The 17184-nt window shown below is 70.0% G+C and carries 13 protein-coding genes; 10 read left to right on the top strand and 3 right to left on the bottom strand.

The genetic code is table 11. The features are described 5' to 3' along the window. Positions 1–140: 140 nt before the first annotated feature. Entirely contained in the window at positions 141–2726 is a 2586-nt protein-coding gene (locus tag Pla123a_RS04405) for a hypothetical protein (RefSeq protein WP_146584342.1), read from the top strand. 94 nt (positions 2727–2820) lie between these two features. On the opposite strand, the gene Pla123a_RS04400 is transcribed toward Pla123a_RS04405, so the two are convergent. Together Pla123a_RS04400 and Pla123a_RS04395 are read right to left on the bottom strand one after the other, a co-directional pair. Then, a complete protein-coding gene (locus tag Pla123a_RS04400; RefSeq protein WP_146584341.1) occupies positions 2821–3369 on the bottom strand; it encodes a DUF6580 family putative transport protein in 549 nt (182 codons plus the stop codon). Positions 3370–3508: 139 nt separating this feature from the next. After that, complete coding sequence (locus Pla123a_RS04395; RefSeq protein WP_197527667.1) at positions 3509–3943, bottom strand: DUF4430 domain-containing protein; 435 nt, start codon at positions 3941–3943, stop codon at positions 3509–3511. A 212-nt stretch (positions 3944–4155) separates the two neighbouring features. Between Pla123a_RS04395 and Pla123a_RS04390 the strand changes: the two genes are divergently transcribed. From Pla123a_RS04390 to Pla123a_RS04375, 4 genes are all read left to right on the top strand, one after another. Next, positions 4156–6396: a 3-hydroxyacyl-CoA dehydrogenase NAD-binding domain-containing protein gene (locus Pla123a_RS04390; RefSeq protein ID WP_146584339.1), complete on the top strand. Its 2241-nt coding sequence runs from the start codon at positions 4156–4158 to the stop codon at positions 6394–6396. Positions 6397–6455: 59 nt separating this feature from the next. After that, positions 6456–7610, top strand: a complete 1155-nt coding sequence (fadA, locus tag Pla123a_RS04385; RefSeq protein WP_146584338.1) for an acetyl-CoA C-acyltransferase FadA — start codon at positions 6456–6458, stop codon at positions 7608–7610. Between the two features lie 112 nt (positions 7611–7722). Beyond that, the gene (locus Pla123a_RS04380; RefSeq protein ID WP_146584337.1) at positions 7723–8382 is read left to right on the top strand and encodes a hypothetical protein; all 660 of its coding nucleotides are present in this window, start codon (positions 7723–7725) and stop codon (positions 8380–8382) included. A gap of 56 nt (positions 8383–8438) precedes the next feature. After that, complete coding sequence (locus Pla123a_RS04375) at positions 8439–10115, top strand: HEAT repeat domain-containing protein (protein ID WP_146584336.1); 1677 nt, start codon at positions 8439–8441, stop codon at positions 10113–10115. Between the two features lie 121 nt (positions 10116–10236). On the opposite strand, the gene uvrA is transcribed toward Pla123a_RS04375, so the two are convergent. Beyond that, a complete protein-coding gene (gene uvrA / locus Pla123a_RS04370; RefSeq protein ID WP_146584335.1) occupies positions 10237–13089 on the bottom strand; it encodes an excinuclease ABC subunit UvrA in 2853 nt (950 codons plus the stop codon). 196 nt (positions 13090–13285) lie between these two features. On the opposite strand from uvrA, the gene Pla123a_RS04365 reads away from it, so the two are divergent. The 5 genes from Pla123a_RS04365 (at position 13286) to Pla123a_RS04345 (ending at position 17116) form a co-directional block, all read left to right on the top strand. Further along, complete coding sequence (locus Pla123a_RS04365; RefSeq protein ID WP_146584334.1) at positions 13286–14254, top strand: DnaJ C-terminal domain-containing protein; 969 nt, start codon at positions 13286–13288, stop codon at positions 14252–14254. Between the two features lie 15 nt (positions 14255–14269). Then, positions 14270–14593: a hypothetical protein gene (locus Pla123a_RS04360; RefSeq protein WP_146584333.1), complete on the top strand. Its 324-nt coding sequence runs from the start codon at positions 14270–14272 to the stop codon at positions 14591–14593. A 5-nt stretch (positions 14594–14598) separates the two neighbouring features. Next, on the top strand, positions 14599–14973 hold the full coding sequence (gene rnpA / locus Pla123a_RS04355; RefSeq protein ID WP_146584332.1) for a ribonuclease P protein component: 375 nt from the start codon (positions 14599–14601) through the stop codon (positions 14971–14973). Then, on the top strand, positions 14970–15221 hold the full coding sequence (gene yidD / locus Pla123a_RS04350) for a membrane protein insertion efficiency factor YidD (RefSeq protein ID WP_231956320.1): 252 nt from the start codon (positions 14970–14972) through the stop codon (positions 15219–15221). The genes rnpA and yidD overlap by 4 nt, the downstream gene beginning before the upstream one ends. Before the next feature lie 182 nt (positions 15222–15403). Next, positions 15404–17116 carry a HEAT repeat domain-containing protein gene (locus Pla123a_RS04345; protein ID WP_146584331.1) on the top strand — a complete coding sequence of 571 codons (1713 nt, stop codon included), beginning with the start codon at positions 15404–15406 and terminating at the stop codon, positions 17114–17116. The last annotated feature ends 68 nt before the right edge of the window (positions 17117–17184 follow it).

The following is a 17184-nucleotide window of genomic DNA, read 5'->3' as shown; positions in this document are numbered from 1 at the left end:
GCCCTTCTTTGCAGACTGGCCGTGCGTCTGAAAATAGGGGGACTCCAAGCCCACTCCGTTGGCGAACGGCGCGATAATGAACGGCTCCCTCGCAGTGGGTTGTTCCCACCGCCCCGCAGCCGCTCCTTGCCAGACTGCCGATGACCGCCTTCACTCCTGCCTGCTCACCCCTCGTGCTCCTCCGCAGCGCCGCCCGGCCGCTCCTGCTGGCTGCCGCCGCGATACCCCTGCTGGCGGCCGCTGCGGCGGCCCAACCGCTGCCTGCCTTCCCCGGCGCCGACGGGGCCGGGGCGTACGCGGTCGGCGGCCGTGGCGGCATTGTGTACCACGTCACGAAGCTCAACTCCGCGATCGACGACTCCCAGCGGTTCGACTTCGGCACGCTCCGCTACGGGCTCAACAACAGCAACTTCCCGGCGGGCGTGCCGCGGACCATCGTGTTCGACGTCGGCGGCGTGTTCAACCTCGGCCGGCTGCCGCAGACCGGCTGGGATCCGAACGGCAACGGCTGGGACGCGCAGTCGCGGCTGTCGATCGGCGGCACGAACATCACGCTGGCCGGGCAGACCGCGCCGGGCGCCGGCGTGATCTTCATGGGGGGCGGGCTCAAGCCGCAGGGCGACAACAACGTCATCCGCAACATCACGGTCGCCTCGGGCTACGGCACACGCGGCTGGTGGAAGCCGGGCGAGGCGTTCCCCGACAACCCGACGCCGACGCCCTCTTCGCTCGGCCCCGGCCTCTACCCGGACGCCACCGTCTACGACGCGATGGACATCGCTGGCACGAACCTGATGATCGACCACGTCACGACGCTGTACGCCACCGACGAAACGATCTCCATGAACGAGGTCGCGAGCAACGTCACGATCCAGTACAGCAACATCTCACAGAGCCAGAACTACCCGCAGTGGGACGCCGAGGGGGGCGGCTTCACCGGGCACGCGCTCGGCTCGCTGCTGGAGGCCGGCAACAACGCCGCGATCAGCTTCCACCACAACCTCTACGCGCACCACAAGAGCCGCGTGCCACAGATGCAGGGGGGCGCCGGCTACTACGACTTCCGCAACAACGTGTTCTACAACTGGATGGGCACGGCCGGCGCGATCCGCGGCTCGGCCAGGGCCAACTTGGTTGGCAACTTCTACTTGGCGGGCAACGGCGGCGACAACCCGGTGGGCGGCAACAACACCGCGATCACCACCCAAGGGGGCGGGACCAGCGTGTTCAGCAGCTCTAGCCTGTACCGCTCCGGCAACCGCATCGACACCAACAAGGACGGCGACGCCGACGACAGCGTCGCGATCTCCCTCAGCGGCCTGGCCCCGTTCTGGTCCGGCGGCGTCGTGACCTACAACGGCGCTACCGAATCGGCCGAGGACGCCTACAGCCGCGTGCTCGACTACGTCGGCGCCAACTGGTGGAACCGCGACGACGTCATCGACACGCCCGACGAGCGGATCGTCCACGAGACCCGCACCGGAACCGGTCAGATTGTCGCCTGGGCTGACGACCCCTGGGACAACGACCCCAGCGAGGGCCAGGAGTGGCGGGCCCTGAAGAACACGCCGCAGACCAGCCGCGCCGCCGGCTGGGACACGGAGGCCGACATCGGCTACGGCGTTGGCGACGGCATGCCGACCGCGTGGGAGCTGAAGCACGGACTCGACCCCAACGCCCGGGACGACGCCGACGACTTCGACTCCGACGGCTACACGAACCTCGAGGAGTACCTCAACGAGATCGCCGCCTGGCCGGCGCCGGGCGCGATCGTGTTCAACAACGCCCACGGCGACGGCCGCTTCGCCCACATCCTCAACTGGGATGCCAACCCCGACGCCGCGGCCGTGCACCCGTGGCAGCCCTCACGGTTCGACACCGCCGTGATCGACGCCGGCACGGTGGCGGTCGACGCGGTCGGCCAGCACGCCGGCAACCTGCTGCTGGGCACGCTGCCGGGCGGCGACGCGACGCTCAACATCACCGCGGGCTGGCTGGAGGTCGAGGACGCGCCGCACGGCCTCAGCGACGGCGCAACGGTCATCGGCGACGACCCGGCCGCCACTGCCACGCTGAACCTTTCCGGCGGGGCGCTCCGCACCGGGACCCTGCTCAAGGGCGCCGGCGGCGTGTTCAACTTCACCGGCGGGGTGCTCAGCGCCGACACGGTCGGCTTCTCGTTGACCAACGACGGCGGCACGCTGTCGCCCGGCGAGTCGATCGGCGTGACCGAGGTGCTGGGCGACCTGACCTTGAACGACGGCGTCCTCGCGATCGACCTGGCGTCGCCGACGCTAGGGGACGCGGTCTTTGTGGGCGGGACGCTGACGCTAGGAGGCGAGCTGGCGGTCGCGCTGCTCGACGGCTTCGACCCGGCGAGTGGTTCGTGGGTGATCGCTACTGCGAGCGGCTTTGCGGGCGCATTCGACTCGATCACGCCCGGCTTCACCCTGGCGCAGCAGGGGGGCGAGCTGGTGCTCTCGGCAGGCGGCCTGGCGGGCGACTTCAACGCCGATGGCGTGGTCGACGCGGCCGACTACACCGTGTGGCGGGCCGGCCTTGGCTCGCAGTACCAGCAGAGCGACTACGACCTGTGGCGCAACAACTACGGCGCCTCGCAGCTTGTGGCGAGCGGCAACTCGAGCGAGAGGAGTGTGCCCGAGCCGCTAGCCGCAACGCTTGGGATGGTGCTGGCAGCAGCGGCCGCGGGTTGGCGGCGCCGCTAATCCTTAGCAGGTCTGGTCCGGCAGCGGCCGGGCCACGGGTGGTTGGGCCACGGGTGGTTGGGCCACGGGCGGTTGAGCCTTGGGCGGTTGGGCGTTAGGCCGCCGCGCGTTGCTTCGCGGTGTCGCCAGCGGCGACCAGCATCGCGCCAAACAGCAGAGCGGTGAACGCCATGTCGCCGGCGAGCATCCGGCCGTAGAACGGCGCCGCCATCGCGTAGCACTGCACCAAGCCGGCGAGCGTCTTCTCGTAGTAGGGCTGCGCCGACCAGGCCCAGACGGCCAGGTTGCTGACGAGGAAGAACAGCGTCGCGGGGAGCAGCGAGCTGGCGGCCAGCTTGGCGGCCCAGCGGGCGCCCTCGCCGCGGCGGAGCCAGCGGCCCAGCAGCACCGGGGCGGCCATCGCGGCGTACACGGCGAGCATCACGCCGAAGTTCTGGTAGCCGTCGAGCGCGGCGTCGCTGATCAGCATCGTGCTCAGCGGGACCAGGGCGGCAATCGACGACCGGCCGAACCAGTAGCCGGCCAGCAGCGAGGTCGCGGCGATCGGGGTGATGCACCAGTCGGGTTGACCCCAGCGGCCCGCCACGCCAATCGCCACGAGCAGCATGAAGATGACCGAATCCCTAATCGTCTGTTCCCGCACGGTCCCAAGCTCCTGTAGATAGTTGCGCAGTGGATGAGTCCCTGACTCAGGGCCACCCACTGCGAGTGTCGGCGCGAGGCTCAATAGAGCGTTTCGCAAGGCCCGGCCCACTCAAGCGGCCGCGGCGTCTCCCCAGATCCTACTCGGGCGGGGCGAACTTCCACAAGACGCGGTCGCCGTCTTTGACTGGAGTGATTGCCGCGCTGCGGTCGGCCGGCCGGCCGTTGACCTCGAACGTCCAATTGCGTCCCCCGAAGCCCTCATTTCCGACCCCCCCGACAGCCTCCACAAACGCCGAAGACCCGCTCCCGCTGACGTCTGGCCGGAACGCGTCGGACGCCTCTCCGGCGGCCTGGAGCGCCGACAGGGCGTTGCCGCCAACCGGGGGAACTGCCCGTTCGAGCGGCGGCTGACCCTCGACGTTCAACTCGACCACAACCTCGCCCTCAACTGGGCCATTTGTGGGGGCAGGCTTGACGTTGGGGCTGCTCCGGATTGTGTTCCACAGCACCACGGCCCCCAGCACCGCCATCAGCAGCAGCGGGAACGCCCAGCCACGGGCAGGACTGGCCATCGGGCCGGTGGGACCGTCTTGTTCAGGAGAATCGCTCATGTCGCCGTAGGATGACCCGTCGCGGCGGTGGGTGTCAACGCTCGCCCTGCGCCGGCCGGCCAGACGCCGGCCAATCGGACTGCGCCGGTCAGCCGGGCACGGGGGACCGCTCGCTGCTGTATTGGACGCGGCACGCGGTAGCCCGGCGGGCGTCAGCGGTGTATTCTTCCGGTATGGCAGGCTCTTTTCACACGTCGCTCGCTGTCCAGGAAGATGGGTTGGCGGTGCTCACGCTCGATCGGCAGGGGAGCAGCGCCAACCTGCTCTCTAGCGGCGTGCTCGACGAGATCGAGGCCCACCTCGACGCGCTCGACAAGCAATCCGACGCCCCGGGGCAGTCGGGCGTCACCGGGCTGGTGTTCCTGTCGGCCAAGCCGGGCATCTTCATCGCCGGCGCCGACCTGACCGAATTCGCCGCCGGCATCGACCAATCCGACGAACAGGTCCAGCAGGTTGCGCGGCGGGGCCAGCTGCTGCTCGGCCGGCTGGCCAAGAGCGACTACATCACGGTCGCCGCGATCGACGGCGTCTGCGTCGGCGGCGGGGCCGAGCTGGCCGTGTGGTGCGACCGCCGCATCCTGACGACCAGCGACAAGACCCAACTCGGCTTCCCCGAGGTCAAGCTCGGCCTGTTCCCCGGCTGGGGCGGCACCGCCCGCACGCCGCGGATGATCGGCCTGTCGAACGGGGTCGAGCTGGTCACCAGCGGCGAATCGGTCTCGGCCCACGAGGCCGCGAAGCTCGGCCTAGCGGACGACCTGGTCGGCGACGCTACGCAGCTGCTCGACGCGGCCCGGCGGATGATTGCCGCCGAACGCGCCAGCGGAGCCTACCTGGCAGACCGGGCCAAGTGGTCGGAGCCGATCGCGATCAACCCGACCGAGCTTGGGTTCCTCGGCGCCACCGCCAGTGCGTACATCCAGGGCCAGACCGGCGGCCACTACCCTGCCCCGCTGGCGGCGCTCGAGCTGATGCTCGAGGCCTCGCAGGTCGACCTCGACGCCGCGTGCCAAATGGAGGCCGCGCGGTTCGCCCCGCTGTTCGGCTCGCCCGTCAACCGCGCGTTGCTCAACGTGTTCTTCCTGCAGGACCGCGCGAAGAAGACCGATGTCGGCTCGCGGCAGTCGCCCGACGAGAGCTCCGAGCACTGGCAGCACGCCAACCGCGTGTCGGTGATCGGCGCGGGCATTATGGGCCAGGGGATCGCCGCGGCCAACGTCAAACGGGGCATCGCGGTGTCGATGTCGGACATGCGTGAGGAGGCCCTGCAGGCGGGGATCTCTGGCGTGGTCCGCGAGGCCTCGTACAACAAGCAGATCAAGGGGGTCGACCCGGAGCTGGCGGTCGAGCGGTCGGCGTTGATCGACGCCGCGCTATCGGACGCCGAGCTCGGCTGGGCCGACATCGTCATCGAGGCGGTCATCGAGAACCTCGAGGCCAAGCGTCAGCTGTTCGAGCGGCTCGAGCGGCACCTGGGCGAGCGGACCATCCTCTGCTCCAACACGTCGACGATCCCAATCAGCCAACTGGCCGAGGGGCTGGCCCACCCCGACCGGTTCTGCGGCCTGCACTTCTTCAATCCGGTGCGGAAGATGCCGCTGGTCGAGGTAATCCGCGGCAAGCGGACCAGCGACGCGACCATCTCCGCGATGGCGCACTACGCCCGCCGACTCGGCAAGACGCCGGTCATCGTCAACGACGGCCCCGGGTTCTTGGTGAACCGGCTGCTGCTGCCGTACATGAACGAGGCCGCCCTGCTGGTCAGTGAGGGGCATCCAATCAAGGAGATCGAGCGGGCCGCCAAAGATTTTGGCATGCCGATGGGCCCGATCACGCTGTACGACGTCGTGGGCCTGGACACCTGCCTGCACGCCGGCGGCGTGATGCTCGAGGCGTTCCCAGACCGCGTCGTGCCGGCGGGGATCGTCGAGCAGCTGGTCGAGCACCAACGCCTGGGCCAGAAGAACGGCCGCGGGTTCTTCGACTACCCGCCCACCAAGCCGGGCAAGCCGCCCCGCGGCGTGCCGAGCGACGAGGTCGCGAAGCTGATCGCGCAGTCGCCGGCCGAACGCACGGTCGATGCGCCGCCAACCCCAGAGACGCTCGTCGACCGGCTGATGCTGCCGATGCTGCTCGAGGCGACCCGCACCCTCGAGGACGGCGTGGCGGCCGACGTCCGTGACGTCGACCTGGCGTTGATCCTCGGGATTGGCTTCCCGCCGCACAAGGGCGGGCTGTTCCACTGGGCCGACACGATCGGCGCCGCGGCGATCCTGGAGCGCCTCAAACCACTGGAGCCGCTCGGCAAGCGGTTCGAGCCGACCGACATGCTCAAGCAGGTCGCCGCCGAGGGGGGCAAGTTCTACGACGTGACCCAGAACGCCGGCCCGAGTTCGAAAGAGACCATCCTGTAGCCGCCACCCTATCGACACCAGCCACCAGAACTAACCACTAGCCACCGACCGCCTCCTTCATGTCCGCTGTCATCATCGACGCCTGCCGCACCGCGATTGGCCGCGCTCACCCCGAGCGTGGGGCCTTCCGCGACGTGCGCAGCGACGACCTCGCGGTCCAGGTCATCAAGACGCTGGTCGCGCGGACCGGGGTCGACCCGGCGGCGATCGAGGACGTCATCCTCGGCTGCACGCAGCAGCAGGGCGAGCAGGGCCTGAACGTCGGCCGGCTGGTGGCGATCATGGCCGGCCTGCCGTTCACTACGGCCGGCGCGTCGGTCAATCGGTTGTGCGGCAGCAGCCTGCAGGCGCTCAACCAGGCGGCGCACGCCATCGCCGCCGGCGCCGAGGACGTGCAGATCGTCGGCGGGCTGGAGCACATGCAACACTTCCCGATGGACGCCGGCATCGACATCAACCCGGCGCTGTTCCACCGGACCAGCAAGGCCGCGTTGATGATGGGCGTCACGGCCGAGTTCCTCGCCCAGACGAACGGCATCAGCCGCGCGGACCAGGACGCCTTTGCCCTGGCGAGCCACCAGAACGCGGTCGCCGCGTACGACGCCGGCCGCTTCACGGCCGAGATCGTCCCCGTGTGGGGCCGCGACGAGGCCGGCGCCCGCACCCTGATCGAACGCGATCAGTGCGTGCGGGCCGACACCAGCCTCGAGGCGCTCGGCGCGCTCAAGCCGGCCTTCATGCCCAAGATCGGCACAGTCACCGCCGGCAACAGCAGCCCGCTGAACGACGGAGCCGCCGCCCTGCTGATCATGTCCGAGCAGCGGGCCCGCGACCTCGGCCTGCGGCCGATGGCGCGGGTGCTCTCGACCGCGGTCGCCGGGGTCGAGCCGTGCGTGATGGGGACCGGCCCTGTCCCCGCGACGCGTAAGGCGCTCAAGCGGGCCGGGCTCAAGCTGTCCGACATCGAGCTCGTGGAGCTCAACGAGGCGTTCGCCGCCCAGGCGCTCGCCTGCGTGCGGGCGCTCGACCTGAAACCCGAGCGGGTGAACGTCAACGGCGGGTCGATCGCGATTGGCCACCCGCTGGGCGCCAGTGGGGCCCGGATCGCCACGACCCTGCTGCACGCGATGGTCGACCGCGACGCGTCGCTCGGCCTGGCCACGATGTGCATCGGCGCCGGCCAGGGCGTCGCGACCGTTTTCGAGCGGGTATAATCGCCTCGCACGCGTTATCCGACCGGTTAATGCTGGCGTCCGCCAACCGCGGGCGCTATACTCGCAGAAATTCACCATGACGCCTGGTCTCAAAGCTGTTCGGGTGCTGCCCATGCAAAACTTCTCGAGATACCTCTTTGTCGTCGCGTTGGTCACCGCCCCGGCGGTGGCCTCGGCGCAGTACTACTACGGCGGCGGCCAGCCCTACTACAACGGCTACGGGGGCGGCTACCACGCCTCGACTGCGGGCGAGAGCTACGCACGAGGCATGGCCGATGCGGTCCGCGCCCAGGGCGAGAAGAACCTGGCCGACTCCCAGGCCGCCATGAACATCGAGGATGCCCGCAGCGCCAATATCGACAACCGCACCAAGGCGACCAACGCCTACTGGGAGCGGAAGAAGATCTACGAGGAGAACACAGCCGAGCAGCGGTACAAGGATGCTCAGGAGCGGGCCAAGGTCCGCGACCGCAACATGCTCAAGAGTATCTCCGCCAACGAGCTCGACCCCACAACCGGGCAGGTGAGCTGGCCGGCGCTGCTCAAGCAGGAGACGTTCGACGAGTTCCGCAAGCCGTTGGACGACACGTTCGCCAAGAAGGGAGCCGACGGCGTGCTCTCGAGCGATGACTACCTTGAGGCCAAGAGCCTTATCAAGCAATTCCGCACAGCGGTGACAGCGCAACGTGGTGAGTTCGCCGACGACATCATCAGCCCTTCACTCCGGTTCCTGCTGAAGCTCGACCGTGAGCTAGACGCCGACTTCTCATAACCGCGCCCGGTCCGACGGCCGCCCCGACTCGATCAATCCACCCGGAAGGGTCTCCCATGATGCGTCCCCTGTTGATTGCTATCGCCGCCTGTGCCTGCCTGGTTTGCGTTCCGTTGCGGGCAGCGAATTCAACCTACGAAACCATTGACGACCTCGGCTTCAGCCAGCAGGACGCGGCCGGCGAGAAGCTGGTCGGGTACCTCGATAGCGAGGACTCCCAGCAGCGTTGGCGGGCCGCCCGGGCGCTCGGCAACCTCGGCTACAAGCCGGCCGTCGACCAGCTTGCGGGGCTGCTCGGCGATGACGATCCTGTGGTGCAGGTGCACGCCATGATCGCGCTGACGCGGATCGGCGACGTCTCGCCCGGCGTGGTCGAAGCGATTATGGAGAAGGTCGCCTCGTCCGACGAGCGGGTCGCCCGCACGGCGTTGCAGACCCTCAAGCGGCTGAAGCCCGGTCCGGAAAAGCTCGCCGCGGCGCTCGAGAAGGTGCTGGAGTCCGACGACCAGGCGGTGATGTCGCACGCCCTGGACGCGTTGATCGAGGCCGGCGGCGCCGCGACGCCGCTGCTCGAGCGGGCCCTCGAGAACGAAAAATCGGCCTACTGGGCCGCGCTGGCGATTGAGCAGATCGGCCCGGACTGCGCCGGCGCGTGCAACGGCCTGACCAAGGTGCTGCTCCGCTCGCAGGACGACGCGACCCTGCAGCAGGCGCTGTTGGCCCTGGCCGCGCTCGGCGAGTCGGCCCACCAAGCCGCGCCGGCCGTCCAGAAGGTGGCCGCCGAAACCAAGTCGGACGCGGTCCGCATCGCCGCCTGCTACGCCCTGGGCAACCTGGGCGACTCGTCGGCGACCGACCTGCTCCGCAGGCTCGCTAGCCAGGGGGGCGAGTTCCAGCAGCTCGTCGCGACCTGGTCGATCGCGAAGCTGCACCCGGATGATCCGGCCGCCGAGAAGCAGGCCGTCGGCCTGCTGACCAAGGCCCTCGCCAGCGACCGCCCCGAGGTCCGCGAGGCGGCCGCCACCGGCCTGAGCAAGCTCGACGCCCCGGTGGAGGTGGTCGCGCCGGCCCTGCTGAGCGCCCTGGAGAGCGCCGACGCCGCGCAGCAGTCGAACATCGCCGCCGCCCTGGCGAGCCTTGGCCCGAAAGCGCTCGACCGGGCGATCGCCGCGCTCGACAAACCCCAGTTCACCGACATCGCCATCGAGGTCCTCGGCCGCATGGGCCCCGACGCCGAGCCGGCCGCCGAAGCCCTGGCCGCCAAGCTGGAGGGCGCCTCGAACGAGCAGCGGACCCGCGTCCAGTTCGCCCTCGGCGCTATAGGCCCCGGGGCCGAGTCGGCCGCGGCCCAGATCGCAGCCGGCCTTGCCAGTGATGACCCTGCGGTCCGGCAGAGCGCGCTCTTCGCCCTCCGCCAGACCGGCGGCGGAGCCGACGCCCGTGACCAGGTCGCCGCGTTCATGAAGTCCTCTTCGGACGACTTCGAGAAGCTCGCTGCCGCGTGGACCCTGGCCCGCCTGGAGCCGTCCGGCGAGCAGCTCGCAACGCTGGCGAGCGTGCTGAAGGAAGGGCTCGGCAATTCCGAGCCGCAGGCCCGAATCGAGACGATCGACGCCATCGCCAGCCTCGGCCCGGCGGCCTTGCCGCTGAAGGCCGCGGTCGAGAAGGCCGCCGAGTCGGACTCGAACAGCGATGTTCGCGAAGCGGCCGAGGGTGTAGCGGCGGGGCTGTAACACGCAAGGCAAGCCCAGCGATTCCGCCATCAGCCGCGGGGCGTTAGCCCCCGGTTTGAATCACCAATTGACCGGGGGCTAACGCCCCCCAGCTGATGCTGACGAACGCCCGGCTCGAGACCTAGCCCTTCGCCAGCCACTGGCCGGTGAAGCTCTCCACGCAGGCCGCAATGTCTTCCGGCGTGCCGGTGGCGACCACTTGGCCCCCTTCCTCGCCCCCCTCGGGGCCGAGGTCGATGATCCAATCGGCGGCCCGCATGACGTCTAGGTCGTGCTCGATGACGAGCACCGAGTTGCCGGCGTCGACCAGCTTCTGCAGCACGCCCAGCAGGCGGCCGACGTCGTACGCGTGCAGGCCGGTGGTCGGTTCGTCAAGCAGGTAGAGGGTGTGGGTGTGGGGCGCGCCCTCGGCGCTGGCGGTGGCCAGGGCGTCGGCCAGCTTGATGCGTTGGGCCTCGCCGCCGGAGAGCGTGGTGGAGGGCTGCCCCAGCGGCAGGTAGCCGAGCCCGACGTCGTGCAGCGCGCCGACGATGCGTGAGATGGCCGGGTGCTCGCTGAAGAACTCCCGCGCCTCGTCGACCGGCATCGCGAGGACCTCGGCGATCGACCGGTCCTTGTACTTCACGGCGAGCGTCTGGCGGTTGAAGCGGGCCCCGTTGCACTCGTCGCAGGTGACGTACATGTCGGGCAGGAAGTTCATCTCAATCTTCTTCTGCCCCTGACCCTGGCAGGCCTCGCAGCGGCCCCCCTTCACATTGAAGCTGAAGCGGCCGACCTTGTAGCCGCGTTGCCGGGCGAGCTTGGTCTTGGTGAAGACACGCCGCACCTCGTCGAACAGCCCGGTGTAGGTGGCGGCGTTGCTGCGCGGGGTGCGGCCGATGGGCGACTGGTCGACCTCCACCACGCGGTCCAGCAGGGCCGCGCCACGCAGCGAGGCGTACGGCCCCGGCTTGCGGACCGCGCCGTGCAGCTTCTTGGCGAGCGCCGGCGCGAGGGTGTCGACAATCAGCGAGCTCTTGCCGCTGCCGCTGACGCCGGTCACACATACCAGCGACCCCAGCGGGATGTCGACGCTGACGTCGCGGAGGTTGTTGAGCGTCGCGCCCTCGAGGTGCAGCGAGCGGGTCTTGGCGGTCTTGCGGCGACTGGTCGGCTGCTCGGCCATCGACTCGCCGGCCAGGTAGCGGCCGGTGATCGAGCCGCCGGCGGCGGCGAGCTGGTCGGGCGTCCCCTCGGCGACGATCGTGCCGCCGCGGTCGCCGGCCCCGGGGCCAACGTCGATGATCCAGTCGGCGGCGCGCATCAGCGCGCGGTCGTGCTCGACAACGATCACGGTGTTGCCCAGCCGCTGCAGCTCGCGGAGCGTGGCGAGCAGGCGGTCGTTGTCGCGGGGGTGCAGGCCGACCGACGGCTCGTCGAGCAGGTACATCACCCCGACCAGACCGCTGCCGAGCCCCGACGCCAGTCGGACGCGCTGCAGCTCGCCGCCCGACAGCGTGCCGGCCGATCGGGCGAGCGTCAGGTACCCCGCGCCGGCCTTGTCGAGGAACGCCAGGCGGCGGGAGATCTCGCGGACCAGCGGGGCGGCGACCTGGGCCGTTTCGTCGTCAAAGGTGAGCTGCTCGAAGAACGCGAGCGAGTCGCGGATCGGCATCGCGACCACCTCGTGGATGCCCCTGCCGCCGACCCGGGCGGCCAGGGCCTCGGGCCGCAGCCGGGCGCCGCCGCAGTCGGCGCAGGTCACCGCGCCGCGGAAGGTCGCCAGCTTGTCGCGGGTGGCGGCCCGCTTGGTGGTGGCGAACTCCTCCTCCAGCATCATCAGCAGCCCAGGGAACTGGTCGCCGTCGCCGGTCCAGAGGGTCTGCATGGCGCCGTCGGGCCACTTCTCGAGCGGCTTGTCGGCGCCGACGCCGCGGGCGGCGAGCAGCGGCTCGAGCGCCGCGGCGTGCTTCTTGGCCGCGGCGGCGGTCGCCCCCCGCCACGGCGCGACCGCGCCCGCGTCGAGCGACAGCGTCAGGTCGGGCAGCACCAGCTCTGGGTCGAACCCCTCGTCGACGCCCATGCCGTGGCAGGCGGGGCACGCGCCGTACGGGCTGTTGAAGCTGAACGTGCGGGGCTCGACCTCCAGCACGCCGCTCTTGCAGTCGGGACAGGCGAAGCGGGTGTTGAAGACCCGCTCCAGCCACTTGTCGGGGTCCTGCTGCTTGCTCTCGGGCGTCTGGTACACCAGCAGCACGACGCCGTCGCCGTTCTTGATCGCCAGCCGGACCGACTCTTCGAGCCGGGCGGTGATGCCCTCGCGGATCACGACCCTGTCGATCACCGCCTGGATGTCGTGGGACTTGCCGGCGGCCAGCTCGGGGGCGTCCTCGATCGGGTAGGTGACGCCGTCGACCCGGACCCGCACAAAGCCCGCCTTGCGGACGCGGTCGAGCACGTCGGCGTGCTTCCCCTTGCGGCCGCGGACCAGCGGCGAGAGGATCATCACCCGCGACTGCTCCGGCATGGCCTCGATGACCTGCTGGATCTCTTCGGGCTCCTGCTGCGAAATCGCGGCGCCGCAGTCGGCGCAAACCAAGTCGGCGGCTCTCGCGTACAGCAGCCGGAGGTAGTCGTAGACCTCGGTCACGGTGCCGACCGTGCTGCGTGGGCCGTGGTTGGCGCCCCCCTGGTCGATGGCGACCGCCGGCTGCAGCCCCTCGATCAGGTCGACCTCGGGGCGCTGCATCTGGTCGAAGAACTGCCGGCTGTAGACGCTCAGCGAGTCGATGTACTGCCGCTGCCCCTCGGCCAGCAGCGTGTCGAACGCCAGCGACGACTTGCCGCTGCCGCTGACGCCGGTGATCACCACCAGCTGGTTGCGGGGGATGTCGACGCTGACGTCGCGCAGGTTGTGGGTGCGGGCGCCGAGGATCCGGATCACGGGCTCGGCGAGCGCGGCGCGACGGGTTTCGGGATTGGCGAGCGACGTCATGCGGTGCGGGGCGCCATCAGGACTGGCATTACCGGGCGATCGGGGGGCAGCGCGCAATCGCTTAGCGTAACCCAGACCGACCGGAAAACCAATGGCGGCGGGCCCGGGAGAGGATCGCCCCGGCCGCCGGGGATGGCTAGAATAGTGGGCTGCCGGACCGGGTGGTCGCGGCCTGAGATGCAGGATTTAGAGGCGAATGGCCAAAGATTACTACGAAACCCTCGGCGTTAAGCGTTCTGCTAGCGCCGACGAACTCAGCAAGGCCTACCGGGACCTCGCGCGCAAGTACCACCCGGACCTCAACCCCAAGGACGCCTCGGCCAAGGAGAAATTCCAGGAAGTCCAGCAGGCGTTCGACGTGCTGAGCGACCCAAAGAAACGCGAGCAGTACGACCGGTTCGGGCCGAATTTCGCCTCGATGGGCGGCGGGCCCCAAGGCTGGTCGGGCGGAGGCCCACGAACCTGGTCGGGGGGCGGGCCGGGGGGGCCCGGCAACGTCGAGGTCGACCTCAACGACATCTTCGGCGGCGCCGGCGGGGGCGGTTTCTCCGACCTGTTCAAGCACTTCGGCGGCGCCGGAGCGGCGGGCGGCCCCCGCGGCGGACGGACCGGGCCCCGCAAGGGAGCCGACCTCGAGCACGAGCTCACCGTGCCGTTCTCCTCGGCCGTGAAGGGGGGCGAGGCCTCGCTGAGCGTCCGCCGCGCTAACGGCAAGACCGAGTCGATCAGCGTCAAGATCCCGGCCGGCATCGAGGACGGCAAGAAGATCCGCCTCCGCGGCCAGGGCGAGCCGGGCCCCGGCGGCGGCACGGACGGCGACATCCTGCTGACTATCCACGTGGCGCCGCACCCCGAGTTCACCCGTCACGGGAGCCGACTCGACGTGGTCGCGCCGATCACCCTCGCCGAGGCGGTCGAGGGAGCCAAAATCGACGTCCCCACCCCCCACGGAGCGGTCACCGTGAGTGTGCCTGCCGGCGCTTCGAGCGGCAAGAAGCTGCGGCTCAAGGGGCAGGGGGTCCGCCCCGCCGATAAGCCGGCCGGCGACCTGTACGTCGAGCTGCAGGTCGTGCTGCCCGAGGGCCTGACCGACGACGAGAAGCGACAGATTGCCGAGATCGCCGAGCGTCACCCACAGAACGTCCGCAGCAGCCTGCGCTGGTAAGCCCCCGGGGAGGCGATGGTGAACAACCTGGCCTGGACGCTTGCGCAGGCGAAGGAAAAGGCGACTCCGCTCGAGCAGCTCGACCCGCAGTCGCGGCTGGTCGTGGTGATAAGCCTGCTGGCCCTGGTGCTGACCGGCCTGGGACTGATCGCGCTGACGATGATCGGCGGCCGCTGGGTCCGCCGCGTCGTCCGGGAACGGCGTCCCCCGCGTGCCTGGCCCGACCACCGATTCGCCGCCGGCGACGCGCCCGACGATCCGGACGCGCCGGTCGCCGACCCGTACAACGCTTCCGAGACCCTGCACGACCGCCGCAGCTCGTCCGACACCGAGAGCTAGCCACCATGCCCGAACCACCGCCACACCGGTTGACCTTCCCCAAGGAGTCCCGGCTGCTGAAGAGCTCGGACTTCGACGCCGTGTTCGCCGCGCGGCAGAGCGTCGCGGACCAGACGCTGGTGCTCTACGGGCTCGCCAACGCCGACGGGCGGCCCCGCTTGGGGCTGGTGGTGTCACGCAAGGTGGGGAACGCCGTCGCCCGCAACCGCTGGAAGCGGACCCTCCGCGAGGCGTTCCGGCAGTCGCAGCACGAGCTGCCGCCGCTCAACTACGTCTGCCTGCCGCGGGCCGGCCAGACGCCGACCACGCAAGCACTGCAGGCATCGCTCCGGCGGCTAGCGGCCAAGGTCGCTCGCAAGGCGCGGCCCAACCCGTCATGAGGCCGCTGTGGCTCTTCCTGACGGCCGCTTTCGGCCCCCTGCCCTCGATGGCGTTAGTCGCGTTGGCGCGCGTCTACCAGCTGCTGGTGAGCCCCTGGATCGGCGCCAACTGCCGCTTCACCCCGACCTGCAGCAGCTACTTCATTCAGGCGGTCGAGAAGTACGGCGCACTCCGCGGCAGCTACCGGGGGCTGCGACGCGTCGCCCGCTGTCACCCCTGGAACCCGGGCGGGCACGACCCGCCGTGACAGCAGTGCCTTCACCCGCCTGGCCCGCGTCCTAGCAGACGCGTCTTGCTCCGGTTGGGGTAACTCGCTACCTTCCGCCCGCTTGCCGAGGCGTGCGCGGAGTCCGTGCGCCCCCTGGCCCGCCCGCGAAGCAGGAAGCAGCGCGGACCCAACCGTCATAAAAACGAGCCGGAGCGCCGAGCATGATGCGCCGCGCAGCGGAGACCCGATCGATCCTACTCTTCACCCTGCTAGGTGTCGGCCTCACGGGCTGCGCCGGCAGCTGGATGCGTCCGAAGGAGCAGCACACCTCGCTCGAGGAGCTGGTCGACGAAGAGGAGGCCAACTACGTCTCGGCCTTCACGTTCCCGTCGGGGGTCAGCTTCGTAAAGATCGAGGCGATCTCGCTCTGCACCGGCCTGGCCGGCACCGGCGGCGACCCACCGGTCACCGCCCAACGCGCCGCGCTGATGGACGAGATGAAGCGGCGGCAGATCCCCAGCCCGAACGAGGTGATGTCGTCTTCCGACACGGCGCTCGTGCTGCTGCGGGGCCTGATCCCGCCCGGCATCCAAGAGGGCGACCGCTTTGACATCGAGGTCCGCACCCCCACCCGCACCGAGGCGACCAGCCTGTCCGGCGGCTGGGTGCTGCCCGCCCGCATGTCCGAGATGGCCGTCTTGGGCGACTCGATCCGCACCGGGCACGAGCTGGCCACCTGCGAGGGCCCAATCCTGGTGGACGGCGTCGCGACCGACAACGCGGACGAGAACGTGATGACCCGCGGCCGCATCCTCGGCGGCGGCGTCGCGCTCAAGTCCCGCCCGATGGGTCTGATGATCGACCGCAGCCACCAGTCGGTGCGGCTCAGCACGGCGATCGCCAAGACCATCAACGACCGCTTCTACGCCTACCGCGACGGCCAGCGCAAGGGGGTCGCCACCGCCAAGACCGACGAGTACGTCGAGCTGGTGCTGCACCCCCGCTACAAAGAAAACGTCGGCCGCTTCATCAAGGTGGTCCGCAACTGCACGATCAGCGAGTCGCCCACCGAGCTGCAGGAGCGGACGACGCGGCTCGGCGCCCAGCTGCTCGACCCGATGACCGCCGGCAAGGCCGCCCTGCGGCTCGAGGCCATCGGCGGCGACAAGGCGGTGGAGCTGCTCGAACAAGGACTCAAGTCCGACGACGTCGAAGTGCGTTTCTACTCCGCCGAGGCCCTCGCCTACCTCGACAAGACCACCGCGGTCGAGCCGCTGGCCGACGCCGCCCGCAACGAGCCGGCGCTCCGCGTCAATTCGCTCGCCGCGCTCAGCGCCATGGAAGACATCGTCGCGTACGACGCCCTCCGCTCGCTGCTGGGCGTCAACAGCGCCGAGACCCGCTACGGCGCCTTCCGGGCGTTGTGGTCGATGAACTCCAACGACCCGCTCGTGCGTGGCGAGCGGCTGAGCGAAAAGTTCAGCTACCACGTGCTGGACGTCGGCGGCCCGCCGATGGTGCACGTCACCCGCAGCTACCGCCCCGAGGTGGTGCTGTTCGGCGCCAACCAGCGGCTGCAGACGCCGCTCGTGCTCGACGCCGGCAAGAACATCCTGATCAACGGCATGTACGGCGACGAGATCATCGTGTCGCGGATCGCTGCCGGCGAGCCGGAACAGAAGCGGGTGATCGAGCCGACCGTCGACGCCCTGGTGCGGACAATCGTCGAGCTCGGCGGGGCCTACCCCGACGTGGTGCAGGCGCTGCGGCAGGCCAAGCGCGACGGCGCGCTCGCCAGCCGGTTCCGCGTCGACGCGTTGCCGGAGACCGGCCGCGAGCTCCACCCCGGCGACGAGCAGCTGTCGCCCGAAGAAGCAGGCGCCGCGCCGTACAAAGTCGCCACCCCGATGCCGGACCTGTTCGGGAAGAAGTAGCTGCCGCGGCCGGCCCCGGGCGCCCCGCCTGCCACGACCGGCACGGCGCCGCCGGCCCGCACCACGCC

The sequence above is a fragment of the Posidoniimonas polymericola genome (assembly GCF_007859935.1).
Taxonomy (GTDB): domain Bacteria; phylum Planctomycetota; class Planctomycetia; order Pirellulales; family Lacipirellulaceae; genus Posidoniimonas; species Posidoniimonas polymericola.
This window is presented reverse-complemented; position numbering and strand designations above follow the sequence as displayed.